Annotated in this window: 20 protein-coding genes; 9 read left to right on the top strand and 11 right to left on the bottom strand. The window is 74.7% G+C overall.

Going from position 1 to position 26254, the window contains the following annotated elements; genetic code table 11:
- Positions 1 to 3: 3 nt before the first annotated feature.
- Both ACF9IK_RS05170 and ACF9IK_RS05175 read left to right on the top strand, forming a co-directional pair.
- A complete protein-coding gene (locus tag ACF9IK_RS05170) occupies positions 4 to 2370 on the top strand; it encodes an FtsX-like permease family protein (RefSeq protein WP_395293044.1) in 2367 nt (788 codons plus the stop codon).
- 190 nt (positions 2371 to 2560) lie between these two features.
- Positions 2561 to 5269, top strand: a complete 2709-nt coding sequence (locus tag ACF9IK_RS05175; protein WP_395293045.1) for a SpoIIE family protein phosphatase — start codon at positions 2561 to 2563, stop codon at positions 5267 to 5269.
- A gap of 77 nt (positions 5270 to 5346) precedes the next feature.
- Here ACF9IK_RS05175 and ACF9IK_RS05180 read toward each other — a convergent pair whose 3' ends face one another.
- The 5 genes from ACF9IK_RS05180 to ACF9IK_RS05200 all read right to left on the bottom strand — a co-directional run bounded on the left by ACF9IK_RS05180 (position 5347) and on the right by ACF9IK_RS05200 (position 9203).
- Positions 5347 to 6690 (bottom strand): GH1 family beta-glucosidase, encoded by a 1344-nt coding sequence (locus tag ACF9IK_RS05180; RefSeq protein ID WP_395293046.1) that lies wholly within the window; start codon positions 6688 to 6690, stop codon positions 5347 to 5349.
- 318 nt (positions 6691 to 7008) lie between these two features.
- On the bottom strand, positions 7009 to 7572 hold the full coding sequence (locus ACF9IK_RS05185) for a hypothetical protein (protein WP_395293047.1): 564 nt from the start codon (positions 7570 to 7572) through the stop codon (positions 7009 to 7011).
- Positions 7569 to 8636, bottom strand: coding sequence for a hypothetical protein (locus ACF9IK_RS05190; RefSeq protein WP_395293048.1), 1068 nt, complete (start codon positions 8634 to 8636; stop codon positions 7569 to 7571). Before ACF9IK_RS05190 ends, ACF9IK_RS05185 begins: the two co-directional genes overlap by 4 nt.
- Positions 8633 to 8812: a hypothetical protein gene (locus tag ACF9IK_RS05195; protein WP_395293049.1), complete on the bottom strand. Its 180-nt coding sequence runs from the start codon at positions 8810 to 8812 to the stop codon at positions 8633 to 8635. The genes ACF9IK_RS05190 and ACF9IK_RS05195 overlap by 4 nt, the downstream gene beginning before the upstream one ends.
- 22 nt (positions 8813 to 8834) lie before the next feature.
- On the bottom strand, positions 8835 to 9203 hold the full coding sequence (locus ACF9IK_RS05200; RefSeq protein ID WP_395293050.1) for an STAS domain-containing protein: 369 nt from the start codon (positions 9201 to 9203) through the stop codon (positions 8835 to 8837).
- Positions 9204 to 9430: 227 nt separating this feature from the next.
- Here ACF9IK_RS05200 and ACF9IK_RS05205 point away from each other — a divergent pair, with 227 nt between their 5' ends.
- From ACF9IK_RS05205 to ACF9IK_RS05220, 4 genes are all read left to right on the top strand, one after another.
- Positions 9431 to 9934: an Asp23/Gls24 family envelope stress response protein gene (locus ACF9IK_RS05205; RefSeq protein WP_395293051.1), complete on the top strand. Its 504-nt coding sequence runs from the start codon at positions 9431 to 9433 to the stop codon at positions 9932 to 9934.
- A gap of 86 nt (positions 9935 to 10020) precedes the next feature.
- Positions 10021 to 10623, top strand: coding sequence for an RNA polymerase sigma factor (locus tag ACF9IK_RS05210; protein ID WP_395293052.1), 603 nt, complete (start codon positions 10021 to 10023; stop codon positions 10621 to 10623).
- Complete coding sequence (locus ACF9IK_RS05215) at positions 10614 to 11237, top strand: hypothetical protein (protein ID WP_395293053.1); 624 nt, start codon at positions 10614 to 10616, stop codon at positions 11235 to 11237. Before ACF9IK_RS05210 ends, ACF9IK_RS05215 begins: the two co-directional genes overlap by 10 nt.
- Positions 11234 to 11536: a hypothetical protein gene (locus tag ACF9IK_RS05220; protein WP_395293054.1), complete on the top strand. Its 303-nt coding sequence runs from the start codon at positions 11234 to 11236 to the stop codon at positions 11534 to 11536. The genes ACF9IK_RS05215 and ACF9IK_RS05220 overlap by 4 nt, the downstream gene beginning before the upstream one ends.
- A 118-nt stretch (positions 11537 to 11654) precedes the next feature.
- On the opposite strand, the gene ACF9IK_RS05225 is transcribed toward ACF9IK_RS05220, so the two are convergent.
- Together ACF9IK_RS05225 and ACF9IK_RS05230 are read right to left on the bottom strand one after the other, a co-directional pair.
- Entirely contained in the window at positions 11655 to 12977 is a 1323-nt protein-coding gene (locus tag ACF9IK_RS05225) for an amino acid permease (protein WP_395293055.1), read from the bottom strand.
- Positions 12978 to 13343: 366 nt separating this feature from the next.
- Complete coding sequence (locus ACF9IK_RS05230; RefSeq protein WP_395293056.1) at positions 13344 to 14384, bottom strand: hypothetical protein; 1041 nt, start codon at positions 14382 to 14384, stop codon at positions 13344 to 13346.
- 249 nt (positions 14385 to 14633) lie between these two features.
- On the opposite strand from ACF9IK_RS05230, the gene ACF9IK_RS05235 reads away from it, so the two are divergent.
- On the top strand, positions 14634 to 15149 hold the full coding sequence (locus ACF9IK_RS05235; RefSeq protein WP_395293057.1) for a MarR family winged helix-turn-helix transcriptional regulator: 516 nt from the start codon (positions 14634 to 14636) through the stop codon (positions 15147 to 15149).
- A 4-nt stretch (positions 15150 to 15153) separates the two neighbouring features.
- On the opposite strand, the gene ACF9IK_RS05240 is transcribed toward ACF9IK_RS05235, so the two are convergent.
- Entirely contained in the window at positions 15154 to 17028 is a 1875-nt protein-coding gene (locus ACF9IK_RS05240) for an NAD-binding protein (RefSeq protein WP_395293058.1), read from the bottom strand.
- A 621-nt stretch (positions 17029 to 17649) separates the two neighbouring features.
- Between ACF9IK_RS05240 and ACF9IK_RS05245 the strand changes: the two genes are divergently transcribed.
- A complete protein-coding gene (locus ACF9IK_RS05245) occupies positions 17650 to 19701 on the top strand; it encodes a SpoIIE family protein phosphatase (protein WP_395293059.1) in 2052 nt (683 codons plus the stop codon).
- A gap of 99 nt (positions 19702 to 19800) precedes the next feature.
- Here ACF9IK_RS05245 and ACF9IK_RS05250 read toward each other — a convergent pair whose 3' ends face one another.
- The 3 genes from ACF9IK_RS05250 to ACF9IK_RS05260 all read right to left on the bottom strand — a co-directional run bounded on the left by ACF9IK_RS05250 (position 19801) and on the right by ACF9IK_RS05260 (position 24276).
- Positions 19801 to 20496, bottom strand: coding sequence for a DUF3105 domain-containing protein (locus ACF9IK_RS05250; RefSeq protein WP_395293060.1), 696 nt, complete (start codon positions 20494 to 20496; stop codon positions 19801 to 19803).
- Positions 20497 to 21033: 537 nt separating this feature from the next.
- Positions 21034 to 21852, bottom strand: coding sequence for a universal stress protein (locus tag ACF9IK_RS05255; RefSeq protein ID WP_395293061.1), 819 nt, complete (start codon positions 21850 to 21852; stop codon positions 21034 to 21036).
- A 39-nt stretch (positions 21853 to 21891) separates the two neighbouring features.
- A complete protein-coding gene (locus tag ACF9IK_RS05260; protein ID WP_395293062.1) occupies positions 21892 to 24276 on the bottom strand; it encodes a phosphoketolase family protein in 2385 nt (794 codons plus the stop codon).
- Positions 24277 to 24514: 238 nt separating this feature from the next.
- Between ACF9IK_RS05260 and ACF9IK_RS05265 the strand changes: the two genes are divergently transcribed.
- On the top strand, positions 24515 to 26173 hold the full coding sequence (locus ACF9IK_RS05265; RefSeq protein ID WP_395293063.1) for an oleate hydratase: 1659 nt from the start codon (positions 24515 to 24517) through the stop codon (positions 26171 to 26173).
- Positions 26174 to 26254 lie beyond the last annotated feature (81 nt).

Below are 26254 nucleotides of genomic sequence, written 5' to 3' on the forward strand. Positions count from 1 at the left end.
CCGGTGCCTGCCGTCCTCCGCTGGATCCGAGCCGACCTGCGCTCGCACCGCCTGCACGCCCTGCTGATCGTCCTCGCCACCGGCGGCACCGCCGCCGCCCTCCTGCTCGCCGGCACGCTGCTCGGCGCCGCCGCCGACCCGTGGCAGCGGCAGTTCCACGCCGCCGGATCACCCGACGTCCGGATCGACCTGCGCCCGTCCGCTTCCGCCCGGGGCGGCGCCGACGAGCCCTCGGCCGCCGTGCTCGCCGGCGAACCCGGCGTGCTCGCCGTCTCACCGTCCCAGCACACCGCCGAGACCACCCTGGTCGGCCGACGCACCGACGGGGCCACCGACGCGGGCCCGCCCGGCCGCACCACGCTCGTGCTGCGCGGCGACACGCCGGACGCGGCTCGTCCTCTGCTGCGCTCCGGCCGCTGGCTCGATCCGGACGACATCCACGGCATCGTGCTCGAACGGTCCGCGGCCGACGCCGCCTGGGTCCGCCCCGGGGACCACCTGACCGTCCTCGACGCCCACGGCGGCCCCGTCGACCTCCAGGTCGTCGGCGTCGCGGACAGCCCCGACCAGCTGCCCAGCCAGGCCGCCGGCTACGACCTCGGCTGGGCCCCTCCCGGCACGCTCGACCTCGTGCAGCCGGAACGGTCGGCGCAGGGACTCACCCTCGGCCTGCGGCTGGCCCACCCCTCCGACGCCGGGTACACGGCCCAGCGGGTGGTCAGCGTCCTCGGCGCCGAGCGGGTCTCCCGGATCACCACCTGGCTGGACGCACGGGCCGCACGGCAACAGGACAACCGGCTCGCCGGCCTGCTGCTCGGCCTCAGCGGACTCGCCGCACTGCTCGCCGCGGCCCTCGTGGTGGCCGGCGCGGCCGGCGGTCGGATCCGGGCCAGGACCGGAGACATCGCCCTGCTCAAGGCGCTCGGCTTCACCGCCGGCCAGGTCGCCTGGATGTTCATCGCCGAACAGCTCCTGCTGGCCGGCACCGGAGTGCTGCTCGGCGCCGGCGGGGCCGCGATCGCCGTCCACACCGTACCGGCCCTCGGCGGCGGGACCGACGCGCTCCCCGGGCTCGTCCCCGGCGGCACGGCGACCACCGGCGCCGTGGTCGCCGCCGCGCTCCTCGCCGTCGGGGCCGCGGCCGCACTGCCCGCACTGCGGGCCGCCCGGGTCGCCCCCGTACCCCCGACGGACGGCACCCGGCCGCCCGCCATGACGGCCCGGCCGGTCCGCCTCGGCCCGCTCCGGCGGCTGCCGCCGGCCCTCGCCTTCGGGCTCGGCAGCGTCCTGCGCCGACGCTCGGACCTGGTCGGAAGCGCCCTGCGGCTGACCGTGCCGGTCGTCGCCGCCACCCTGGCCCTGAGTACCTGGACGACCCTCGACGCCGTCACCCGGCCCGACGGCGGCGCCACCGTCCCGTCCGTCACCGCCCGCCGCGCCACCCCCGACCAGACGCCCGGCGACGGGCAGCTCGCCGCTGCGCTGGCCGCCGACGCCGCCGTGCAGCGCGTCTATCCGGGCGCCGAGGTGCAGGCCCTCGCTCCCGGCCAGTCCGCGACGCTCACCCTCCGCGCCGTAGGCACCACCGACGCTCCGTACCCGTACACCCTCGTCGAGGGCCGGGCGATCCGCGCCACCGACGAGGCCGTCGCCGGACAGGGCGCCCTCGACCTGCTCGGCGCCCGGGTCGGCCAGTGGGTGCGGCTCACCACCGGGGGCACCCCGCGCATCCTGCACATCGTCGGACGGAACCTCGAACCGGAACACGGCGGCCGCGTCCTGTCCACCGGCTTCGACACCCTCGACCGGCCCGGCGACCCCACCCACCCCGACTTCTGGCAGCTGACCCTGCGCCCCGGCCAGGACCCGGCCGAGGTCCAACGCGACCTCCCCGCCCGCGCCGGCCTCGCCGGGCAGACGGAGATCCGCCTTCCGACCGGCCCGGTCACCCGGCCCGGCGCCCTGCGGGCCAGCGTGGTCGGCCTGCTGCTCCTGCTCTCCCTCATCGGCTTGGTCGACCTGCTCAGCACGGCCGCCGCCGGCTTCCACGAACGCCGCCGGGACCTCGGCCTGCTCAGGGCGATCGGCCTGACCCCGGGCCAGTCCGCCGTCGTGCTCGCCGTCCGGGGGACGGTCATCGCCCTCGTCACCGTCGCCGTCGGCTCGGCCGTCGCCGTCCCGCTCGTCCGCCGGCTCATCGACCGGCAGGGCGAGCTGAGCGGCATCGGCGCGGGCATCGCCCGCGCCCCCTCGACGTGGACGGTCCTCGCCATGGCCGCCGTCTGCGCCACCGCGGCCGCCGCCCTCTGCGCCCTCCCGGTGCTGCGCATCCCCCCTCCCAGCCGGACCCCGGACGGCACCGACCGGTAGCCGTGGCCGCCACGGCCTCGCCCGTGCTCCTGCCGGAGCCGGACGGCTCAGCGGCCGCGGGCCGCCGGGGCCGCCGCCCCGGATCGCGGCCTCGCTGCGGCGGCCCCGGGGGACGGGACGCACTCGCACCCTGCGGCCCCGCACCGGCCCCCGCTTGACAGTGGCGCCGGCCGGACGTAGACGGGAAAGCATGAGTCGGCATGAGCCCGGCGAACAGGCGGGACCTCACGGGAGCACGGCGGCCCACCCGGCCACGGGAGCCGCGGCGAGCACCGACCGCCCCGAGCACGCACCGGGGACGGCGGTGTCCGACCGGGTGCGGGCGGAGTTCGAGGACGCCCTGGTGACGGCCGTGGTCAAGGCCGTCGGGGACAGCGCGGCCCACGCCGGCAGCGTCTTCCTGCGTTCCCGGGACGGCCGGTCCATCGTGCTGGCTGCCGCCTGCGGCACCCCGCCCTCCCTGCTCGGCGGCTGGCAACTCATCCCGGTGAACAGCCCCATCCCGGTGGCGGTGGCCTACAGGTCGGGCCGGACGGTCCACCTGGCCGACGCCACCGAAACGGTGCGCCGTTACCCCCAGCTCGCGGTGGCCCTGCCGTACGCGTTCGGCTCGGCGTCGGTGCCGGTCCAGACCGGCCAGGAGAGCCTCGGTGCACTGGCGGTGGTGTGGGCGGCGGCATCCGGGCACCCCGGGCTGTCCCGGGCCCAGCTCCGTCACCTGCGGGCCATCGCCGGCAGGCTCGGCGCCACCCTCGCCGACCTCCGAGCCCGAGGGGGCACCCTCGACTGCGACGCCGCGACCGTCCCCCTGCAGGTACCGGCCCCCGAGGTGCCGGCGGTGCGGGTCGGCCTGTTCGACTGGCAGCTCGACACCGGGGCCGTGGTCGCCGACGACGAGTTGTGCGCCCTGTTCGGCCTCACGCCGGGCACGTTCGACGGTCGGGCCGAGACCCTGGCCTCCCGGCTCCATCCCGGCGACCGGCTGTCGCTCCGGGCCGCGGCCCGCGAGGCCCGCACGGACGGCAGGGTGCTCGCCCGGCGACTGCGCGTGCGCACCGCCGAGGGGTACCGCACGGTGGAGCTGTGGGGACGCGTACCGGAGGCGCCCGGGGAGGAGGCCCGGTCCCACCTGGTCGGCAGTGTGCTCGACGCCGGGGCCGGCGCCGCGGCCGTCACCGCGGTGGAACGGCTCCGGGACGGCATCTTCTCCCTCACCCCGGACGGCCGGGTCACCTACACCAACCGCTGCCTGGAGCAGCTGCTCGGGGTATCCGGACCTGAGCTGCTCGGCAGTTGCCTGTGGGAGGTCGTCCCTTGGCTGTCCGATCCCGTCTTCGAGGATCGGCACCGGGCCGCGATGGTCTCGCAGCAGCGCACCGCCTTCCTGGTCCGCCGACCGCCGGACCGGTGGCTCGCCTTCTCCCTTCACCCGGACGCGAACGGCGTGACCGGCAGGGTGGCGACCGCGGCCCCTCCGCAGCCGCCGAAGGCGGCCGCCGGGCCGCCGGTGGGGGCCCGGGAAGCGGAGGAGGACTCCGGGGATGCGGCCGGTGCGCCGCCGGACGCCCGGCCCGCCCCGCTCTCCCCTTCCACCCCTTCCACCCCGTCCGCCCCTTCCACCCCGGACCCACCGGTCGATCGGGCGGCACCCGCGCGCCTCGGCGCCATCTACCGCATGATGCAGCTGGGCAGCGCGCTGACCGCGGCGGTCACCATGGACGAGGTGTGCGAGGTCGTCGCCGGCCAGCTCCTGCCGGCCTTCGGAGGCCAGCACCTCGCCGTCTACGCCATCGAGGAGGGCCGGCTGCACCTGCTCTCCCGCACCGGCCGGCACGACCGTTTCCTGCACCGTCTGGAGGGCCGGCCACTCGACGCCCCGCTGCCCGGAACGGAGGCGCCGGCCCTCGGCGTGCCCCTGTTCATCGAGGATCGGCAGGACCTTCCCGGTGGCCGGCCGCCCCGCGCCGGGGAGGGCGCCGGCGAGGACGCCGGGGAAGGTCTCGGGGAGGCCGTGGCGACGTGGGCCTACCTGCCGCTCATCGCCTCCAACCGTCCCGTCGGCGCCTGCCTCCTCGGATTCGACGACGTCCACCACCTCACCACCAAGGACCGCGGCATCCTCACCGCGCTCAGCGGTCTGATCGCCCAGGCGCTGGAACGCGCGCGTCTCTACGACGCGAAGAACGCCCTCGCCCACGGCCTGCAGAACGCACTCCTGCCGCACCGCCTGCCCGTCCTGCCGGGCATCCACACGACCGGCCGGTACCTGCCCGGGACCAGCGGGATGGACATCGGCGGCGACTGGTACGACGTGATCCCCACCGGGGACGGCGTGGCCCTGGTCGTCGGGGACGTCGAGGGCCACAACATCGCGGCGGCCGGAACCATGGGCCAGCTGCGCAGCGCCGTCCGCGCCTTCGCAACGGCCGGCCACGCCCCCGGGGCCGTCCTGGCCGGCACGAACCGGCTCCTGACCGACCTCGACCCCGGGCTGCTCGCCAGCTGCTGCTACATCCGCGTCGAGCCGGGCAGCGACTGCGCCCACGCCGTCCGGGCCGGGCACTGCCCGCCGCTGCTGCGCCGCCCCGACGGCAGCACCGAGGTGCTGGAGATCGCCGGCGGCCCGCTCCTCGGTGTCGTCGGCACCAGCAGCTATCCCGAGACCCGGCTGGACCTTCCGCACGGGTCGGTCCTCGCCCTCTACACCGACGGCCTCGTCGAGGAACGCGGCCAGGACATCGACGTGGGGATCGACGAGCTGCGGGCCACGCTGGCCCACGCCCCCGCCGGCGACCTCGATGAACTCGCCGACCACCTCCTGCGCAAGGCCCGGCGCTCCCCGCACCGCTCCGACGACATCGCCCTGCTGCTCACCGGCTACCACCCCGAGCGGGACTGAACCCCCGCCGCTGGACGAGCGGTCGCCGCACCTTCGCGCCGGCCGGCACGCGACGGACGTCCTCTCGACCGACCCGCCTACCCCGCGAACCGCTTCCGGTGCGCCGCGATCAGGTCCCGGTACCAGCCGTACGAGGCCCTGGGCGTGCGGCGCTGCGTCTCGAAGTCGACGTGGACGAGGCCGAAGCGCTGGGCGAAGAGCCCTTCGGCCCATTCGAAGTTATCGAGGAGGGACCACGTGTAGTAGCCGCGGACGTCGACTCCCCCGGCGACGGCCCGGGAGAGGGCGTCGAGGTGGGCGGCGAGGAAGTCGATGCGAGGCCGGTCGGGATCGGTGGACTCGGCGACGGAGCAGCCGTTCTCGGTGATGGTGACGGGCGGAAGGGCCCCGCCGTAGGCGTCGCGGAGGTCGAGGAGGAGCCGGGTGAGGGCCTCCGGGACGACGGGCCAGCCGAAGGCGGTGTGGGGGACGTCCGGGATGTCGACCAGGTCGAACGGGAGGCCGGGGGCGGTGGGGGCGGCGATGCGGGTGGGGTTGTAGTAGTTGACGCCGAGGCCGTCGAGGCCGGGGGCGTGGATGAGGTCGAGGTCGCCGGGGTGGACGGCGCCGTAGACGTCGTCGGGGACGCCGAGGGCGGCGAGGTCGGGGTAGCGGCCGAGGAGGACGGGGTCGGTGAACAGCCGGTTGTGCAGGGTGTCGTAGGCCGCCGCGGCGGCGAGGTCGGCCGGGTCGGAGGTGGCCGGTTCGACGGGGGTGAGGTTGTTGGAGAGCATCACCTCCAGGCCGCGCTCGTGGAGGATCGAGGCGGCCAGCCCGTGGCCGAGGAGCTGGTGGTGGGCGGCCGGGAGCGCCTCGAACATCAGGGTACGGCCGGGGGCGTGGACGCCCGTCGCGTAGCCGAAGACGGTGTGGACGAAGGGCTCGTTGAGGGTGATCCAGGCGGGGACGCGGTCGCCGAGGCGGTCGGTCACGACCGCGGCGTAGTCCGCGAAGCGGTGAGCCGTGTCACGGTTGAGCCAGCCGCCGTGGTCTTCGAGGGCCTGGGGAAGGTCCCAGTGGAAGAGGGTGGGCAGGGGGGTGATGCCGGCGTCGAGGAGGGCGTCGACCAAGCGGTCGTAGAACGCGAGTCCGGCGGGGTTCACCGGCCCGCAGCCGGTGGGCAGGATCCGGGGCCAGGCGATGGAGAAGCGGTAGCCGTCGAGGCCGAGGCCCTTCATCAGGGCGATGTCCTCGGGGTAGCGGTGGTAGTGGTCGCACGCGACCGCACCGGTGTGACCGTCCCGGACGGCGCCCGGACGGGCGGCGAAGACGTCCCAGACCGACGGGCCGCGGCCGTCCTCGCCGACCGCCCCCTCGATCTGGTAGGCGGCGGTGGCAGCACCCCAGCGGAACCCCGCCGGGAGGTCGATACGGTCCGGCATGACAGCCTCCTGACGAATACATGAGGGGTAGTCATGTTATCGACGGGGCGCCGAAACACCAGGGAGGTGCACCGCCCGGCTACCGCATCTCCGACGACACCGCCTCCCTTGAGGTCAGGTCGGGAGTGATTCCACCCCTCCTGCCGGAAATGCGCCCACACGAGCATCGCGCGCATGCACATGGACACGGGCCCGGTGCTCGCCGGAAAGCCCGGCGCCGGTCGCGACGGATGTCCGGTCGCGGTCGGAAACGGCGGTCCTCCCGGCTCGGCTGCCGGATCCCGCCCCATGCACGTGGCGGAGAGGGGGTGAGGGCGTTCACCCCGATCGACGTCTCACGGAGCGGGCGGGCCGGAGGCGCAGCCTCGGCCGGAGGGAGAGGCCCGTGCTGTCCGAGGCTTCGGCGAGCACCTCCAGGAGCGGGTCCACGGCGTCGGCCGGTGAGGCCTGTTCGGACAGGCACACCGTCAGTTCGAGCACGGGGCTCCGCCCCCGCCCCATGCGTGCTCGCGCACCGACGACGCCCGGGACCTCCTCCGCCCGCGTCCGAACCGCATCGGTGAGGGCTCGGGTGCGCAGCCGGCCACCCCTCAGGTCGAGCCTGGCGGGCGTACCGGGCAGGGCTTGGGCGGCGAGCAGCAGCAGGCACAGCGCCCCGGTGGCCGCGACCGCGACGGCGAAGGAGTCGTCCCAGCTCCGCGGCGCCAGTGGGTGCACGGGGAGCAGGCACGGCACGACGATCTCGGAGGGGCCGCCCGGCACGCGGTGGAGCCACCTGCCGGGCGGGCGGAAGCCCGCGGCGACGAGCAGGACGGATGCGCTCAGCGCGGTGAGGGCGAAGCCTGCCAGGCCGAGCACGGCACGGTTGACGAGTCGTCTCATCGGTCCTCCTGGGGATGAGGTGGCCGGACCGGTGCCGGCGGTGGCGGTGGCGGTGGCGGATTCTGCTCCGGGAACCGGACGGACCCGGCCGGGTCCTCGCCTGGTCGCCCGGCTTCGCTCACGGCCCGGTCCGCCCGGTGGCGGGCGACGCGCACGGTGATCCGGGGGCCGCTGCCGTCGAATCCGAGGCGGAACAGCGCGCCGAGGGCAGCGTCCTGCAGGTCGGCGGCGCAGCCCCCGACGGCCCGGACCCGAACGGTCCGGCGCACCCGCACCCGGGGCGTGGCCACCGCCCGGGTCTGCCCGACGGCGCGCTGCACCGCGTGTTCCACCAGGCGGCGGTCCACCGTCACGGGCGGATCCGCCTCCGGGCGCGGCAGCCGCCAGCGGAGCGCGCCGCTGCCGGTGGCCGCCAGGACCAGCAGACGCAGGCCCAGCACGCCTCCGGCCGCGGCGACCACGGCCCCGGCACCGGTGGCCCGGTGGCCGAAGGTGCTCAGCGCGGCGTCCAGGTGCCGCGGCCGCCAGGTGCCGCCCAGCCGGACGTACCACCACGCGGCGCAGGCCGTGGCGACGACGGCGTAGAGCGCTGCCGCGGCCGGGCGCCGCTCGCACCAGTGGCGTCGGGCCCGGAGTGCACGACCGCGCAGGGGCGGGGTCGTCGCCGAGCGGGCCGTCCCGCCGGAGCCCGGCCCGGTGGCGTCGACCGGGTTCGACGGACGGGCATCGCGCGCGGGTGCGGAACGCGCCGTCAGCCGGCCGAGTTCGGCGCGCACGCTGCGCAAGCGGACCCCGGCCAGGTGCAGGGCCGCCGCCTCCGCGGCCCCTGCCGCGGCGACGAGGACGCTCGGCAGGTGGGCGGGGTAGTCCACCGTCAACCGGAGCTCTCCGTCGGTGACGGCGCCGCGTCGGTGGACCGTGACCTGCGGCAGGGCACCGGGCGCGAGAGCGGGAGTGCCCTCCCGGGCGCCCTGCGCCATGACCCGCGTCAGCGCCCTTTCGGAGACGGTGAGACGGCCCCGCCGGCGGGGCGCCGGGGTCTCCGGCGAGGTGCCGGTGCTCATCGTTCCCGTCCCCTGCGCAGGAGGTCTTCGAGCTGCGGGTGTCCGTCGGCCCACCAGCCGGTCAGAAAGCCCACCGCTCCCAGTGCGGCTACCAGCAGGAAGGCTGCGAACCCTCCGAAGTACCCGGCGAAGCCCAGCGCCATGCCGGCGAGGAGTCCGGTCCGTGCCGATGACATGTGTTGCTCCCTCGCGTCCGGGTCAGAGGCCCGCCGGGACGAACAGCCGGTAGCCCGTCAGATCCAGGAGCTGGCGGTGCTGGGGCCGCAGCCCGGTGACTTCCAGGCGGGCACCGGCGAGGGCGCAGCGGTTCTGCAGGCGGGTCAGGAAGTTGAGTCCGCTGGAGTCCATGAAGCCCGTCGCGCTGAGGTCCAGGTGCACCCGGAGCACCGGCGGGCAGACCAGGCACAGGGGCCCGGCGAGCACCGGGAGCGCGGCGATGTCGAGGTCTCCGCAGGGCGCCAGGGCCAGTGCGCCGTCCTCCTGCCACACGTCGCAGTGGAAGCGCGGACAGGGGACGTCTGCTCGGTGGACACGGGCGGTCCGGGCGGCGGGCAGATCGACGATCATGGCGGGTTTCTCCTCGGCGACGGGACGGACAGGTGACGTGCTCGGCTGTTGGACACGCGGACAGCGCCGATGCTCACGCACGCTCGCGTCACTCGTGCGAGTGAATGTCTCTCCCGGCTCGCCCGCGTCGACCGGCGGCTCCGAACACTCCCCGACTGGCCGCGTGAGGAATCCCGGATCCCGGGTGTCCAAGTGCGCGACCAGCACCGACACCTTCGGAGGAATCGATGACCGCCACCGGCACCGTCACCCGCAGCATCACCGCAGGCACCGCGACGAAGGCGGTGGCGGCCGCCGAAGCCCTCGGCACCGTCCAGCAGCCGGTGCCGCCCGCGTCCTCCCCCGATCGGGGCCGAACCGTGATCGCGGACCAGGTGGTCGGCAAGATCGCCGGCATGGCCGCTCGGGAGGTGTACGGCGTCCATTCCTTCGGTGACGGCCTCACCCGGGCCCTCGGCGCCGTCCGGGACCGTGTGCCGGGCGGGCGGGGATCCGGTGTCACCCGGGGGGTGAAGGTCGAGGTCGGCGAGAAGCAGGCCGCCGTGGACCTGGACATCGTGGTCGAGTACGGGGTCGCGATCGCCGAGGTGGCGGCCGAGGTCCGCGAGGAGGTGATCGGCGCGGTCGAACGGATGGCGGGCCTGCAGGTCGTCGAGGTGAACGTCCACGTCGTGGACGTCCACCTGCCCGACGACGGGGAGGAGGACGACGCACCCTCGCGCGTCCGGTAGGTCCCGACCCCGTGTCCCGGAAGGGGGCGGAGCGTACCCACGACGGCCGCCCCCTGCACCGGGGCCCTCATCTCGACGGAAGCGACATGTTCCAGCCCCGCTCCGAGGTACTGACCCCGCCGGGCCCGTACCTCGCCCCGCCCCCCGCGGGACCACCGGACACGGTTCTCGTGGCCCGTGCCGCCGAGGGCGACGAGTCCTCCTACGCGGAACTGATGCGGCGCCACGTGCCTCGCATGTTGACCCTGGCCACCCGGCTGCTCGGGGACCGCGGATCCGCGGAGGACGACGTCCAGGAGGCCTGCCTGACCGCGTGGCGCCGCCTGCCCGACTTCCGTCGCGAGGCCGCCTTCGGCACCTGGCTGTACCGGATCGTCACCAACCGCTGCCTCAACACCCTCCGGGCCCGGCACGCCCACGTCCCGCTGGAGGACGCCGAGGAGCCGGCGAGCCCCGACCCGGCGGCGTCCCCGGAACGCACCGCCGAATCCCACGCCTCCGCACAGGACCTCCGCACGGCGCTTGCGGCGCTGACCCCGCAACAACGGGCATGCTGGGTCCTGCGTGAACTGCACGGGCTGTCCTACGACGAGATCGCCGAGGTGACCGGCATCGGCGAACCGGCGGTACGCGGACGGATCTTCCGCGCCCGACGACAGCTGACGGAGGCGATGGCACCATGGCGCTGAACGACGCCGCCGACCACGAGGCGCTGCCCTGCGGCGAGGACCTGGCCCGACTGTGGGAGGCCGGCGAGCCCGTCGGCGACCACACCGCCTGCACCGACTGCCACGCCGCGCTCGATGCACTCGGCGTGCTGCAGCGGACGGTGCACACGGCGCTCGACGAGGACGGCCGGGGCGGGGACGGCCGGGGCGGGGACCAGACCGCCTTCCTCGAACGGGTGATGTGCGCCGTACGGACCGAGATCCGCCCCGGAGCCCTGATCCCCCTGGGCGACGCCTTCGACGACGACTGGATCACCGAGGCCGCCGCCGCCGGAGTCCTGCGCTCGGCCGTCGACACCCTTGCCGGCCTGCGCGCAGGCAGCTGCCGCATCACCCCGCACCGAGGGCCGGGCGGCCCCGGGCGAGCACCGGCACTGCCCGGCAGCAGACTTCCCCGCGGCCCGCTGCGCATCGACGTCGAGGTGTTCGCCGACCTCTCCCGGCCCCTGCCGCACTCCGTCGAGCTGGTCCGGTCCGCCGTCGCCCGGGCGGCCGCCCTGCGGCTCGGCCTGGACGTCCACCGGATCGACGTCACGGTGCGGGACCTACTCCCGCAGGAGGAACGGCAGCCATGAAGGCCGACGACCGGGCCCGTCTGGAGGCCGAGCTCGCCGAACGGGCCGTCGCCGTACCGGGTGTGGCCTACCTCAGCCCGAACCTGCTGCGCCGCCTCACCGGTCGCGGCCGATCCGCCGGCGGGGTACGGATCAGGGACGGCGATCCACCGGTCGTGGAGGTGTGGATCGCCGTCCGGACCGACCACCAGGCCGCCGCGACCGCCCGCGCCGTGCGCGGGGCCGTCCGGACCGCATCGGCGGGAGTGCCCGGCCTGTGCGGTGCGCAGGTACGCGTCGTGGTGAGCGCAACGGCCTGACAGGGCGGGCCGCTGCGGACGGCGGACGGACCGCCTCCGGGCCCCTCGGTGACCTCCCGGTCACCCGCCCCCTGCCGGGGCCGACGTCCCCGGGCCGCGGCCCACGGGTTCCGTCACGTCACTCGGACTCGGCCTGCCGCTCGACGTCCTCGATGCCGCTCGGGCTGCCGGCCCGCACCCAGCGCACGTACAGGCCCGCGCCGATCAGCACGGTCGCGACCAGGGACAGCACCGGCCAGCCGCGCAGCAGGTTCACCACCAGGGTGAAGGCGACCGCCGCCGCCGCGAGGGCGTTGACCAGGGCCACGACCGGCTTGTGCGCACGGCGGGCGAAGCTGGTCATCGCCAGCAGGCCGACCAGGAAGCTGACGAAGACCGAGACGGCGTAGAACAGCACCAGCTCCTGCTCCTGGCCGGCGGCGGCGAGGATGATCACGGCGGCGGCCGCGAGGTAGACCGCGACGGACCAGTACGGGGTGTGGTGCCTGTTCGTCCGGCCGAGCACGGCGGGAAGCACACCGGGGTTCTTCGCCGTCCCGGCCAGGGCCTTGAGGAGCCCGGGGCCGGCCTGGAAGGAGGAGCTGGCGGCGGCGAGGAGGAGGAGCGAGCTGGTGAGCTGGAAGGCGCCGTAGAGCCAGCCGGGTCCGGCGGCGGCGTGGGCGATGTCGGCGATCTGGGTGGAGTCCGCGCCCGGCAGGCCGATGTGGAGCTTCACGGCGAGGGCGGTCAGGGCGAGGGTGAGTCCGCCGACGATGACCAGCAGCAGGGCCAGGGTGCCGCGGCCGAAGCGGCGGCGATGGGTGTCGTCGAGCTGGCCGAGCTGGGCGATCGCGGTGGACGGCGCCTCCACGCCGGTCGCCAGGGCCATGGCGACCGGGAAGGCCATCACGACGGCCAGCGCTGCCGAACGGCCCGGGTCGGCGTGGGCGGCGGCGGTGCCGACGGCGTGCGGCGAGGCGAAGCCGAGGACCACCACCGCCACGGCGACGACGACGAACACCACGGTCATCGCGGCGAACAGCAGGCGGCCGCCGTGTCCGAACCAGGTCAGGCCCGCCACGACCACCAGGAGCACGAGTGCCAGGGGTATCCGGGCCGGTGCCAGGGCCGGGAACAGGGCGATCACCGCGCTGGCCGCAGCCGCGATGGAGATGCCGATCGTGAGGACGAAGTCCACGACCAGTGCGCCGATCGGCAGGAACGTCCACCGCGGCCCGAACGCCCGCCCGGCGGCCGCCGCCGCGCCGCCGCCCTGCGGGAAGCGCCCCACCAACTGCCAGTAGTTCGCGGTGACGACCACGACCAGGCCGACCACCAGGGCCATGGTGGGCAGCAGCAGCGCGAGGTCCCCGTGCAGGGCGTGGAGCGCCGCCTCGATCGCGTAGGCGACGGAGGAGACGGGGTCCGCGATCACCGCGAAGGCGAAGGCGAAGAACAGCACCGACCGCCTGGGCCCGCGGCCGACGACGGCCGGTACGGGTCCGGGTGCGGGAGCGGGAGCGGTGGACGCGGGAACGGAGGACGGCACGGCGGCAGGCCCTTTCAGGAGCGTACGGTGGATCACTGTGCCGACCAGACTTCCCGGCTCACCGGTCGAAGAGAATACGTCAAGAACGCGACAGCGGAGCGTCAAGGAAGCGTTAAAAACCACCGCTGCCCGGGTCCGCCTCACAGCATGGGCCGGACCCCGCCCCGGTACGGCCCTCGACCTGCCGCCTCGCCGGGCTGAGCGCCTTCGCCTCCCGGGTCGGGACACGGGGGCGGGCGAAAGCCTCGGACGTGGCCGCCGGTCGCTGCAGGCCGACGGCTACCGGAGGCGGCGCGCCTCGAACAGGTACGTGAAGGGGCCGCCGTCCCTCCCAGGAGGGGTGAAGCCGGACGCCGCGCCCAGCAGGGCGATGACGGCTCCCGCGGGGTCGGCCTGGTGCAGGGTCCAGGCGGCGCCGTCGCCGGCGATCGCCAGCGACGCGACCGGGCGGCCCCAGGCCCTGCGGGCCCGCCGGAGTGCGGTGGCCTGATCGGCGATCGACTCGGAGCGGTCGCGCAGCAGCCGCTCCCGCTCGGCCGGATGATCGACCGTGTCGAGCTCGACGACGAACCTCCGCAGGTCGCGCGCGTAGGCCCGATAGGTACCGCCGTGCTCGCGGCGGAAGTCGAGGATCTCGTCCAGGGGCACCTGCGAGAGATCGACTCCCGCGTCCACCAGGTCGCGGTGCAGGGTGAGCGGGGCGATACCGCCACGGCCGGAGCCGTCGGCCGGGGTCACCGCTGCGGTGTCGACCGGTCCCGGCAGGTCTCCGACCAGGTGGAGTCGATGGCCGGGGACCCGGCGCTGTGCGGAGAGGCCGAGGGCCAGCAGGACCGCGGCCCGGACCCGCGGAGGCATCTCGACCATGTCGGCACCGAGGTCGGGACGGCGTCGGCTCACCGAGCCCGTGCAGAGCATCCGGTCCACGATGCGGTCGGCGTTCTCCGCGTGGCCCGCGACGTGGCCACCGGTGATCGTGAGGCCACCCGTGAAGTGCCCGGCGGTGATATCCAGGCCCGAGGCGGACGCAGGACCCGCCCCGGAGCGGCGGGTCCGCTCGGCGACCTGGCGTACGGCCCGGGCGGTTTCCGCGTCGAGCCACGTCCCGGGGGCCAGGTTGTGCAGCAGCCCGGCGGCGCGCAACGGGCCCGCCAGCTGAGTCTCCCGGGCGACCACCGCCTGGAAGTGCTCCTCGGGCAGGAGCAGCGCGAAGCCGTCGAAGTAGAGCAGCAGACTCTTCATCCGGTGGACGGAGGTGTCGTCCCAGATCCAGCCCGGGTAGTAGTGCGCCAGGTCCAGCGAGGGGGTCTCGGTGCCCATTCGGACAGTCTGGCAGTACCTCCGGCCTCCGGAGGGGCGATCGGCCCGATCCGTCCGCGGGAACGTGCGGACGACCGGGCTCCGTCACCCGGCGCCCGCACGCCCCGGCCCGGGAGGGCCGGAAGGCGAGTCCACCGGCCCCAGACCGCCGGGGCCGGCCTTCGGCCGACGCGGCACGAGGCCGCTGCGCGACGGCGGGAAGATCGAATGAACGTGTGCACGGACGCGTCGGGGAGGTAAAAAGGACACATGTCCGACGACCTCACCGTGCACGCCTCCCGCGACCGGCCCTCCGGCCCCGTCGAGGAGGACCTGGTCACCGCCGTGCTGACCGCCTCCCGGGTCCTGGTGGCGATCTCCGCGCGATCGCTGGGGGAGGTCGCCGAGGCGCTCACCCTGCCCCAGTTCCGGATGCTCGTCGTCCTGCACTCGCGGGGCCCGATGAGCATGTCACGCCTGGCCGAGCTCCTGGCCGTCAACCCGTCGACGGCCATGCGGATGATCGAACGGCTCGTCGCCGCCGGCGTCGTCGCCCGGGAGGTCAGCCCCGGGGACCGCCGCGAAGTACGCATCACCCTGACCGAGGCCGGGGTCCGGACCGTGGTCGACGCCACCGACCGCCGCCGCGAGGAGATCTCCCGGATCGTCGCCGCCATGCCCGCGAAACAGCGCACCGGCCTCGTCGACGCACTGCAGGCCTTCGCCGAGGCGGGCGGCGAGCCGTCGGCACCCGACCGGAACCCGGCCGACCTGCTCGGCTGGTGACGGCTCACCGCAGACCGCCGTCACGCCCCAGCAGCAGCCCCAGACCCTCCCGCGTGGCGGCGACCACCACCAGGTCGCCGTCCCCCAGCGCCCTCGTGCCCGGTGGGGACCAGAGCAGCTCCGATCCGCGGTGGTAGGGATCGGCCAGATCCGGGGCGCGCTCGGGCGGAGCCGCCACGTCCACCGCCAGGACCTGCCAGCCACCGGGCCGGCGGGCGGCACGGACCGTGCGGCCGGCCAGGTGCGGGTTCCCGGCGACCTCGACGGCGGCGATCAGCACCACCTCGCGGCCGACACCGAGCGCGCCGATCACCTGGCGGCCCATCATGGCGGAGGCGAAGGACGGGGCCGCGAGGAAGGAGACGCTGCGGCTACGGGTCTCGGCCCCGGGATAGGAGTCCCGCAGAGCCCGGTAGATGTCGCCGGCGAAGTCCTCGTCGAACAGCCGCAGCACCACCCGCAGGTCCGCATGGCACTCCCGGGCGTAGAGCGCGGCCTCCAGGTTCGTGCTGTCGTCGCTCGTCAGCGCCATCAGGGCCGCCGCCCGATCGACCCTCGCCGCCTCCAGGACGCCGTCCTGCGTGACGTCCCCCAGAACGACGGGTACCCCGTAGGCCCGGGCCCGGGCGATGCCGAGGGCGCCCGGATCGCTCTCCACGCACACCACCGGCACGTCCATCTCCCACAGCCGCTCCAGCACACGGCTGCCGACCCTGCCCAGGCCCACCAGCACGACGTGACCCGACAGGCCGCGCGGCGGCCTGCGCAGTGCGGTGGCCGCGCGGAACGTTCCCAGGGCCTCCAGGACCATGGCGATCAACAGCGGCATCAGCAGCATGCCGCTCACCGAGGCAAGAATCTGGAGGATCTTGCGCCCCGGCCCGCCGTCGTCCGCGGGGTCCGCGATACCCAGCACGTCGAGCGTCGTCAGCCACACCGCCGACAGCGGAGGCCTGTCGGCCAGGGCCCACGTCAGAGCCGCGAACACACCGGTCAGCGCGGCGAGCCCGGCCAGGGCCCAGCGCAACCGCGCCGAGAACAGGCTCGGCCACGCCAGCGCGGACAACCCGGGCGGCCTGCGCCGGCGTGCGGAACTCGGCGCCCTGCCGAGCAGCTCCAGGACGACGCGGCCCTCCCCCGGGACGACGGGATCGGGCAGCAGCCCGCCCTCCGGCTCCCCCGACGCCGCTCCGCGAACCGCCGCCACCACCGCCACCTCCCGCCCCTGGGCGTTCTCCCCCGGGGCGAGCACCGACAGGCGCAGCAGGCTGCCGTCGACGGGAACCACGTGGCTGCGCCCGGCCACGGCCGCCGCCACCAGCGCGGGTGTCGCCGTGCCCGACGCGGACAGGACGGTCGTGGAAGCCTCCAGCGCCGCGGGCGACAGCTCCGGGTGGCGTGCGGCGACCGCCCGGTCCAGCAGTTGCTCGACCCGCAGCCCCAGCCGTCGGTTGTAGATCCGCAGCACCAGGCGCAGCCGGGGGTTGATTCCTCTGGCCCGGAGCCCGGCATGGATGTTGGCCTGGTCGTCACCGGAGGTGAGCGCCAGGGCCGCAGCCGATGCCACACCGACGGCGCGCAGCGTCGCCTCGTCCAGTTGCGTCGCCTCGACCGCCTCGACGGTGACCTCCTCGTCGGCCGCCAGGGCGGCGATCCGCGGGCCGTGGTCGTCCTGGAAGGACGGCACCACCACGGTGACCCGCTGCCCGTACAAGGTGGCCAACTCGACGGCCAGCCGGTGGGCCAGGGCGTCACCACCGCACACGACCATGTGACCCGACCGCGCCCCGGGGGTGTCGGTACGGCGATCAGCGGTTTGCTGTCGGCTGCGCGGCGACGGCACGCCGTCGGCCGACCTGCCGGCGAGAGGGAACGTCATGACGTCAGTCTTCCGCGCCGACCGGCCGGTCCTGCTGCCGCCGGTCCCATCGTTGACGAATCGTCACCGCGGCTCACGGGCGCACCGCGGCGGACCGGTCCCGCACCCGGCGCTCGGGCGGCCCGCAGGAGCGGTTCGCGGCGGCGGCGCCCGGGAGCTCACCTCCGCGCGCGGGGCTCCGTGCCGCAGACCCGACGGCACGAAGGACGCATGTCCGGAAGCTGCCGCCCACCGCTCGGGCTTATCGTTCTTGAGTGGGTGGATTCGGGTGTGGTCCCTGCCTCGCGCGCCGACGGCGCGAAGCCGCGGGCGTCCTGTCGGCCTGCGTGCCGGCCGGGAGCACGCGGGCCGCCGGTCCGGGGGACGCGGTCGCGCCCCGGTCGGATCCGACCGCGGAGGGTGACACGGTGACCACCTGGGCGCGGGCCGTCACACCGCAGGGCCGAGAGCCGTCCCGACGCATGCCGGCCGGGCAGCGGGCCGGTGCGGGGGCGGCAGGCGGTCGCTCCGCTCGCACGGTCGCCGCGGTCTCCACAGTCGCCGTGCGGACCGGTTAGCGCCATGCCGTCCTCCTCCCCCGGGCCGGGGCCCGACCGCGGTACGGAACACCTGGAAGCCCTCATGGCCGACGTGATGCGCCGGACCGACGCGTCGGCCGGTCTGCTCTACCTCCGGCCTCCCGGGGCTCCGCTGTTGTGGCTCGCGCTGCTCTCCGGTGTGTCCCGGCAGATCGCCGCCCCCTGGTACCGCGCCCCGCTGGACGCATCGACGCCGGTCACGGACGCCATGCGCCGACGGCGTCCGATCTGGCTGGACAGCCAGGAGGAGGTGGCCCGCCGGTATCCACAGCTGACCCTCGTCCTGCCGTACGACTTCGCGCTCGCCGCGGTCCCCTTCACCGGCGGCACCCAGGTGTGGGGAGGCCTCGCCCTCTTGTGGCCCGTCGGGCAGGCCGGGCAACACCCGGACGCGCAGCAGCGGGAGATCGTCACCGCGTGCTGCCGGCGGACGGCACTGCTGCTGGAGCGGGCCGCCGCCGAGGGGCACCCACTGCTGCCTCCCGACGAACCCCGGTACGTACCGACGTCGCCCCCGGATGCCGACCCCGCCCAGGCCATGGCGGCGCTCGGCTTCGCCGAACGCCTTCCCGTGGGCTGCTGCGCGCTGGACCTTGAGGGCCGGCTCACCTTCATCAACTCCGCGGGCGCCGATCTGGTGGGCTCCGATGCCGCCTCCCTCAGAGGCCGGCGCCCCTGGGAAGCGCTGCCGTGGCTCCACGCACCGACCAGCGAGGAGAGCTACCGGGCCGCGGTGGTCACCCGCCGGCCCACCGCGTTCACCGCGATGCGGCTTCCGGGCACGCCACTGCTCTTCCAGCTCTACCCCGACGAGAGCGGCGTCAGCGTCCACATCACGCCCACCCGTCGGCGGACGGCCACCCCGCAGGCCCCGCCGTCCGACGCACCGGTCGGCGCCATGGGGCTGTACCACCTGACCCACCTGGCAGCCGCCCTCGCCGAGGCCGCAACCGTCCACGACGTCACCGAGGTGGTCGCCGACCAGATCGTGCCCGCCTTCGGCCCCCGGGGCCTGGTCCTCATGATCGCCGAGGAAGGCCGCCTGCACGTCATCGGCCACCGCGGCTACAGCACGGAGTTCATCAACCGCTTCGACGGCACGGCCCTGACCTCGCGCACCCCGACCGCGCACACGCGGGCCACCGGCGACCCCGTCTTCTTCCCCAGTTTCGCCGACTTCCAGCGCGCGTACCCCGACGCACCCCGCTACGAGGCCCGGAACGCGTGGGCCTTCCTTCCCCTGATCGCCTCCGGCCGCAGCATCGGTTCCCTCGTCCTCTCCTACGACCGGCCCCGCCCCTTCCACCCGGCCGAGCGCGCGCTCCTCACCTCGCTCGCCGGGCTGATCGCCCAAGCGCTGGATCGCGCCCGCCTCTACGACGCGCAGCACACCCTCGCCCACACCCTGCAGACCAGCCTGCTGCCCCCTGCGCTGCCCCACGTCCCCGGCCTCGGCATCGCCGCCCGCTACCAGTCCGCCGGCCACGGCATGGACATCGGCGGCGACTTCTACGACCTCATCCACGCGCCCACCGCCACCACGGCGGCGATCGGCGACGTCCAGGGCCACAACACCGCCGCCGCCGCCCTGATGGGCCAGGTCCGCACCGCGGTACACGCCCACGCCGCCTCAGGTGCCTCCCCCGGTGACCTCCTCGCCCGCACCAACCGCCTCCTCGCCGACCTCGACGCCGAACTGTTCACCAGCTGCCTGATCGCCCAGCTCGACCTCGCCCACCGGCGCGCCCGGCTCGCCACCGCCGGACACCCCCCGCCCCTGCTCCGCCACCCCGGGGGGCACACCGAAGTCGTGGACCTGCCCCCCGGGCTCCTGCTGGGCATCGATCCCGACGCGGACTACCGCACCACCGAGATCCCGCTCCCGCCGGGCGCCGTACTCGTCCTGTACACCGACGGGCTCGTGGAAGCCCCGGGTACCGACATCGACGACGCCACCGACGCCCTCTGCCGGCACCTCGCCGAGGCCCGGGTCGACGACCTCGACCGCCTCGCCCGGAGCCTCCTCCGCCGTGCCGCAGACTCCGCGCGGCACCACGACGACATCGCGCTCCTGCTCATCCGACCCGACCGGTGATTCGCGGGGCCGCCGCCTGACGTCACGCCTGGGCGACCTCCGAGCGCCCGGCCCGCACCGCGGGCTCACGGCGGGGGAAGCACGGCCACCGCCGGTCGCTCACATGGAACCTGCGCTGCAGGAGGCTCCGGGCTCCTGGGTCTGCGGCCCCTGGACGTACCTGGTGAAGAACCGGTCCACGCGCGGGTCGGTGGCGCTGTCGACGACGAGCTGAGTGCTCCAGGCGGTCAGGGTGATGGTTCCGGGCTCGTCGGGGTAGGGGCTCATGAACGAGTACGGGGTGGCCCTGACCTTGTCGGAGAGCGTCTTGATGTCCGCCGGGCTCGCCTTGCCGCTGTAGGTGACCCACACCGCACCGTGCTCCAGCGAATGGACGGCGTTCTCGTTGTGCAGCGGCTGGTCGTAGACGTCGCCCATGCACGGCGTCCACGTCGGGTTGTGGTCACCGCCCACGGGCGGGGTCTGGGGGTACTGGACGGGCGTCGTCACATGGTTGCGGGTGAAGGTGCCGAAGGTCTTCACCCCGGGTATCGGAGCGTCGGCGGCGGCCTTCGCCGAGGCCTGACGGTCCGACGCGCGCAGGACCACGAAGACGCCGGTGGCGACGAGGGCAACCACCAGCGCGACCACCGCGGTCACCACCAGAGCCCTGGACCTCCGCTCGTGCCGCTGCTCGCGGGCGCGCAGTTCGGCGATGCGCGCCCGCCGTGCAGCGCTGCCCGAGGCGCTCCCCGTGGGGCCTACCGGGCCGGAACCGCCCTTCGGGCGCTCGGACTTGGGCGAAGCGGACGCCATGGAAACTCCCTGTCCCCGCCACGGCCACAGGCGGGGCGGTCTCCGATCGGACGTTCGACGGCCCCGCCCGGTCGCCCGCCCGGGGTGTCGTGACGGGCGGGCGGCGCCGGCCGCGGCAACGCGCGAGCCGTGGCCTGCCCGGTCTTCCGGCGGTGGACCCGATCCCCGCCTTCCACGGCCTGCGGCACATGCTAGCCCCGCCATCCGGCTTCGCAAGGGTCCCCTGGCCCCGCCGCGAGGCCGCCCCGCGGGGCGGGAACGACTCGCCCCGCCCGGCCCATCAACGCCATGACCAGGGCATATGACAGATCAGCCGGTAGCGGTGCGCCACGCCACGCCTCTTGGGAACCTTTCTTGCTTTGTGCAAATTTTGCCCAATGCAAAGGACTGGCCGGTTCGCCAGCCACGGACCGCCGGCACCGGAGGAGCATGCGGTGGTCGCGGCCGCCCTCCGGGACGGCTCCGCGCCGGGCCCCGGGGCGGCGGCGGGGGCCGGGCCGCCCCGCCACCGAGCCGGAGGTCCCGGCGGTTCGGGGCTCACGCGTCGGGCACCACCGCCACCGGGCAGGCCGCGTGGTGCAGGACCGCGTGGGCGACCGGACCGAGCAGACCGATCCGGACGGTGGGGCGGCGGCCGACCACCAGCAGGGAGGCCTTGGCCGACGCCTCCACCAGCAGCAGTCCGGGGGCCGCGCGCTCCGTCACCTCGACGACCTCGACACCCGGATGCGCCGCCCTCCAGGGGGCGATGGCGCGGCCGAGCAGCCCGGCCTCCTCGTCCCGTCCCCCGGCGGCCCCGGCGGCCACCGCCACGGCGGTGGCGTGCACGGCCCGCAGCACCACGCCGTACCGCGCCGCAGCCGCGAACGCGAACTCCAGCGCCGCCTCGGCGGGGCGGCGGGCGTCCACGCCCACCACCACCTGGTCGCGCTGTTCCGGGCCCGCCGGCTCGACCGGGAGCACCACGGTCGGGCAGCCGGCCCGGGCCGCGAGGTACAGCGACGTGGAGCCGACCCGCAGCCCCGCGAATCCGCCGTCACCGCGGGCTCCGACCACCAGTAGTTCGGCGTCCTCGGCGGCGGCGCAGAGCGCCGACGTGGCGACGTCGTGGACCTCCTCGGTGTGGAGGAGCACTCCGGGGTGACGCACGGCGAGGACGTCCTGTACCTCGTGCAGCAGGCCTCCGCCGTCGGACCGCTGCCCGGCTGCCCGGCCGGGCAGCGGGTGGGCCGTCGGGGGCAGGGCGTGCAGGACGCGCAGCGGTCGGCCGCGCAGCGACGCCTCGCGCGCGGCCCAGTCGGCGGCCGCCAGGCTCGCCTCGGAGGTGTCGACGCCGACGGTGACGGGCAGGTCCACGGTGGTTGTCTCCTCGATGACGGCCCCCCTGATCCCCGGTCAGGAACCCCAGCTCCAGTCTGCTACCTCGGGCAGGTCGGTGCCGTGTTCACGGATCCAGTCGTGGTGTCGGGTGCGCTGGTCGGCCATCTCCTGCCGGACGGCGGCCGCCCGTGCGGCGAGGCCGGGGGTGCGGTCGATGACGTCCATGACCAGGCGGTAGCGGTCGAGGTCGTTGCGGACGACCATGTCGAAGGGCGTGGTGGTGGTGCCCGACTCCTTGTAGCCGCGCACGTGCAGGTGCGGGTGGACGGCGCGGCGGTAGGCCAGGCGGTGGATCAGCCACGGGTAGCCGTGGTATGCGAAGACGACCGGGCGGTCGCGGGTGAACAGGGCGTCGAACTCGGCGTCCGGCATGCCGTGCGGGTGTTCCTCCGCAGGCATCAGGCGGGCCAGGTCTACCACGTTGACCACCCGGACGCGCAGGTCCGGCAGGTGGCGGCGGATCAGGTCCGCGGCGGCCAGGACCTCCTGGGTGGGGACGTCGCCGGCGCAGGCGAGGACGACGTCGGGCTCGCGCGAGCCGTCCTCGGTACCGGCCCACTCCCAGATGCCGGCGCCGCGGGCGCAGTGGACGCGGGCCTGGTCGAGGGTGAGCCAGTCGGCGCAGGGCTGCTTGCCCGCGACGACGACGTTGACGTAGTCGCGGCTGCGCAGCACGTGGTCGGCGGTGGCGAGCAGGGTGTTGGTGTCCGGCGGGAAGTAGACGCGGACGGCTTCGGGGCTCTTGTTGAGGACGTGGTCGACGAAGCCGGGGTCCTGGTGGGAGAAGCCGTTGTGGTCCTGGCGCCAGACGTGGGAGGTGAGCAGGTAGTTCAGTGAGGCGATCGGTGCGCGCCAGGGCAGCGTGCGGGTCGTGCGCAGCCACTTGATGTGCTGGTTGACCATGGAGTCGACGATGTGGACGAAGGCCTCGTAGCAGGAGAACAGGCCGTGGCGACCGGTCAGGAGGTAGCCCTCCAGCCAGCCCTGGCAGGTGTGCTCGGAGAGGATCTCCAGCACCCGACCGTCGGGGGTGAGGTTCTCGTCGACGGGCAGGGTGCCGGCCTGCCAGGCCTTGCCGGTGGCGGCGTAGACGCTCTGGAGCCGGTTGGAGGCCGTCTCGTCCGGGCCGACCAGGCGGAAGTCGCGGCGGTCGGCGGTGTCCGCCATCACCTGTTCGAGCAGGTCGCCCAGCGCACGGGTGGGCTCGTGCAGCGTGGCGCCGGGCTTGTCGACCGGCACGGCGAAGCGCTCCAGCGGCGGCAGCGGAAGGTCCCGCAGCAGCAGGCCGCCGTTGGCGTGCGGGTTGGCGCCGAGGCGGCGGTCACCGGCGGGCACCCAGGCGAGGACCTCCGGGGTCGGCCGGCCGTGGTCGTCGAAGAGTTCCTCGGGGCGGTAGGAACGGAGCCAGGCCTCCAGCTGGGCGAGGTGCGACGGGTCGTCGCGGACCTGGTCGAGCGGGACCTGGTGGGCGCGCCAGGTGCCCTCCACGGGCAGTCCGTCGACCTCGGCCGGTCCGGTCCAGCCCTTGGGAGTGCGCAGTACGATCACCGGCCAGGCAGGGCGACCGGTGGAGCCGTCGGTGCGGGCGTCGCGCTGGATGGCGGCGATGAGGTCCAGGGCGGTGTCCATGGCCTCGGCCATCGCCCGGTGCACCGTCATCGGGTCGTCGCCGCCGACGTACAGCGGTCGGTGCCCGTAGCCGCGCAGCAGGGCGTCGAGCTCGTCTTCGGGCAGGCGGGCGAGGACCGTCGGATTGGCGATCTTGTAGCCGTTGAGATGGAGGATCGGCAGCACCGCGCCGTCGTGGACCGGGTCGAGGAACTTGTTGCCGTGCCAGGAGGCGGCGAGCGGTCCGGTCTCGGCCTCGCCGTCGCCGATCACGCAGGCGACCAGCAGACCGGGGTTGTCGAAGGCGGCTCCGTAGGAGTGCGAGAGCGCGTAGCCGAGTTCGCCGCCCTCGTGGATCGAGCCCGGGGTCTCCGGGGCGACGTGGCTCGGTACGCCTCCGGGGAAGGAGAACTGGCGGAACAGCCGCGCCATCCCCGCTTCGTCGCGGGTCACGTCCGGGTAGGTCTGCGAGTAGCTGCCCTCCAGCCAGGAGTTGGCCAGCACGGCCGGACCGCCGTGCCCCGGCCCCCACACGCAGATCGCGTCCAGGTCCCGCGCCTTCACCACCCGGTTGAGGTGGGTGTGCACCAGGTTCAGGCCGGGCGAGGTGCCCCAGTGGCCCAGCAGGCGCGGCTTGATGTGCTCCGCGCGCAGCGGTTCACGCAGCAGGGGATTGGCCATCAGGTAGATCTGGCCCACCGCCAGGTAGTTGGCGGCCCGCCAGTGCGCGTCGAGCGCCCGCAGCTCTCGTTCGGACGGTGCCACGGGGGTCTGGCTGGGCGTGACGGACATGGTGACGGTCTCCTCCGGGGCGGTTCCGTGCCGCCGGCGGCCGCACGGCAGGCGGTGTCCATCGTCATCACGCCCGCGCCCGCGCCCCAGGGCCGAACGGGGCACGACACCTCCGCACCGGGAGGGACCTGTGGCCCGTCGCGGACCGCCCGGAGAAGGCCCCGGCGGTGAGGACTTCCGGCCCTGCGGCATGGGTACCGCCGGCCCCTGACGCGGGCCCCCGAGTGGCCGGAGGCTGGTGGCACCTGCCCGAACGGTGCAGGGGCGCCGCCACGGCGCGGACCTCGGACGGTTGGACGACACCATGATCGACAGCGGGCGCGCCTCGAAGGCCTACCTGGTCGGCGGCGGCATAGCCTCCCTGGCCGCTGCGGCCTTCCTGATCAGGGACGGCGAGTTCCCCGGCGAGAACATCCACGTCCTGGAGCGGCTCCCGCTGGCCGGCGGCTCCCTGGACGGCTCGGGCTCGCCCGAGCGAGCGTACGTGACCCGCGGCGGCCGCATGCTGGAGGACGAGGCGTACACCTGCCTGTGGGACCTGATGGGAACCATCCCCACCCTGGAGGACCCGGACGTCTCCGTCCGCCAGGAGATCATCGACTTCAACCGGGAGTGGCCCACCGACGCCAGGGCCCGCCTGATCGACCGCGACCACCGGATCCTCGACGCCTCCCGCCTCGGCCTCGACACCCACGACCGCCTCGAACTGACCCGGCTGCTGGTCACCCCCGAGTCGGTGATCGGCGCCCGCAGGATCGACGAGTTCTTCTCCGAGCACTTCTTCGCCACGAACTTCTGGGCGATGTGGCGCACCACGTTCGCGTTCCAGAACTGGCACAGCGCGATCGAGCTCAAGCGCTACTTCCTGCGGTTCCTCCAGGAGTTCCCCCGCATCCACACCCTCGCCGGCGTGCGCCGCACCCGCCTCAACCAGTACGACTCTATCGTGCGCCCGCTCACCCGGTGGCTGGTGGAGCGCGGCGTTCGCTTCGAGCACGGCGTCACCGTCACCGACGTCGACTTCGTCGAGCACGACGGCATCCGCCGCGCCGGGCGGCTCCACCTGGAGCGCCCGGAGTCCGGCCGTGAGACCGTCGAACTGGCCGACCTGGACCTGGCGTTGATCACGCTCGGTTCGATGACCGCCGACGCCGCCCTCGGCGGCGACGACACCGTGCCGGAGCTGGTCCGGGACAAGCGGGACGGCAACTGGGCACTCTGGGAGACCCTCTCCCGCAAGGCGCCGGACTTCGGGCGGCCCGCCGTCTTCAACGGCAACATCGCCGAAGCCGCCTGGGAGTCCTTCACACTGACCATGCGCAGCCCCGCCCTGCTCAAGCGGATCGAGGAGTTCAGCGGCAACGCCCCCGGCACCGGCGCGCTGATGACCTTCAAGGACTCGCCCTGGCTGATGTCGATCGTCGTCCCCCGTCCGCCGCACTTCGACGGCCAGCCCGAGGACGTGTTCACCCTGTGGGGCTACGGCCTGTTCATGGACACCCCGGGCGAGCACACCGGCAAGGCCATGTCCGAGTGCACCGGCCGGGAGATCCTCACCGAGCTCCTCGGGCAGCTCGGCTTCGACGACATCGCCGACGAGGTCCGCGCCACCACCACGGTCACCACGGTGATGATGCCCTACATCACCAGCCAGTTCGCCCGCCGCGAGGTCCGCGACCGCCCCCTGGTGATCCCCCACGGCGCGCGGAACTTCGCCTTCCTCGGCCAGTACGTCGAGATCCCCGAGGACGTCGTCTTCACCGTCGAGTACTCGGTGCGCGGGGCCATGCACGCCGTCCACCAGTTGCTCGGCCTCGACCTGCCGACGCCGCCCGTCCACCACGCCCTGACCGACCCCACCGCCGCCCTCGCGGCCCTGCGCACCGCGCTCGGCTGAGCCGCGATTCCCACCCCGGCGGGGCGCTCGGGCCGGACCGGACCGCGTGGGACCGCGTGGGACCGCGTGGGACCGCGTGGG

Origin of the sequence: Kitasatospora hibisci (genome assembly GCF_043950205.1) — a bacterium.
GTDB lineage: Bacteria > Actinomycetota > Actinomycetes > Streptomycetales > Streptomycetaceae > Kitasatospora > Kitasatospora hibisci.

Excerpts from the sequence above, each read along its gene's own strand:
- ACF9IK_RS05180 (WP_395293046.1), bottom strand. The coding sequence starts at position 6,690 with ATGCCGGACCGTATCGACCTCCCGGCGGGGTTCCGCTGGGGTGCTGCC.
- ACF9IK_RS05245 (WP_395293059.1), top strand. The coding sequence starts at position 17,650 with ATGGCCGACGTGATGCGCCGGACCGACGCGTCGGCCGGTCTGCTCTAC.
- ACF9IK_RS05235 (WP_395293057.1), top strand. The coding sequence starts at position 14,634 with ATGTCCGACGACCTCACCGTGCACGCCTCCCGCGACCGGCCCTCCGGC.
- ACF9IK_RS05200 (WP_395293050.1), bottom strand. The coding sequence starts at position 9,203 with ATGATCGTCGATCTGCCCGCCGCCCGGACCGCCCGTGTCCACCGAGCA.
- ACF9IK_RS05190 (WP_395293048.1), bottom strand. The coding sequence starts at position 8,636 with ATGAGCACCGGCACCTCGCCGGAGACCCCGGCGCCCCGCCGGCGGGGC.
- ACF9IK_RS05250 (WP_395293060.1), bottom strand. The coding sequence starts at position 20,496 with ATGGCGTCCGCTTCGCCCAAGTCCGAGCGCCCGAAGGGCGGTTCCGGC.
- ACF9IK_RS05240 (WP_395293058.1), bottom strand. The coding sequence starts at position 17,028 with ATGACGTTCCCTCTCGCCGGCAGGTCGGCCGACGGCGTGCCGTCGCCG.
- ACF9IK_RS05220 (WP_395293054.1), top strand. The coding sequence starts at position 11,234 with ATGAAGGCCGACGACCGGGCCCGTCTGGAGGCCGAGCTCGCCGAACGG.
- ACF9IK_RS05195 (WP_395293049.1), bottom strand. The coding sequence starts at position 8,812 with ATGTCATCGGCACGGACCGGACTCCTCGCCGGCATGGCGCTGGGCTTC.
- ACF9IK_RS05215 (WP_395293053.1), top strand. The coding sequence starts at position 10,614 with ATGGCGCTGAACGACGCCGCCGACCACGAGGCGCTGCCCTGCGGCGAG.
- ACF9IK_RS05210 (WP_395293052.1), top strand. The coding sequence starts at position 10,021 with ATGTTCCAGCCCCGCTCCGAGGTACTGACCCCGCCGGGCCCGTACCTC.
- ACF9IK_RS05260 (WP_395293062.1), bottom strand. The coding sequence starts at position 24,276 with ATGTCCGTCACGCCCAGCCAGACCCCCGTGGCACCGTCCGAACGAGAG.
- ACF9IK_RS05205 (WP_395293051.1), top strand. The coding sequence starts at position 9,431 with ATGACCGCCACCGGCACCGTCACCCGCAGCATCACCGCAGGCACCGCG.
- ACF9IK_RS05230 (WP_395293056.1), bottom strand. The coding sequence starts at position 14,384 with ATGGGCACCGAGACCCCCTCGCTGGACCTGGCGCACTACTACCCGGGC.
- ACF9IK_RS05175 (WP_395293045.1), top strand. The coding sequence starts at position 2,561 with ATGAGTCGGCATGAGCCCGGCGAACAGGCGGGACCTCACGGGAGCACG.
- ACF9IK_RS05185 (WP_395293047.1), bottom strand. The coding sequence starts at position 7,572 with ATGAGACGACTCGTCAACCGTGCCGTGCTCGGCCTGGCAGGCTTCGCC.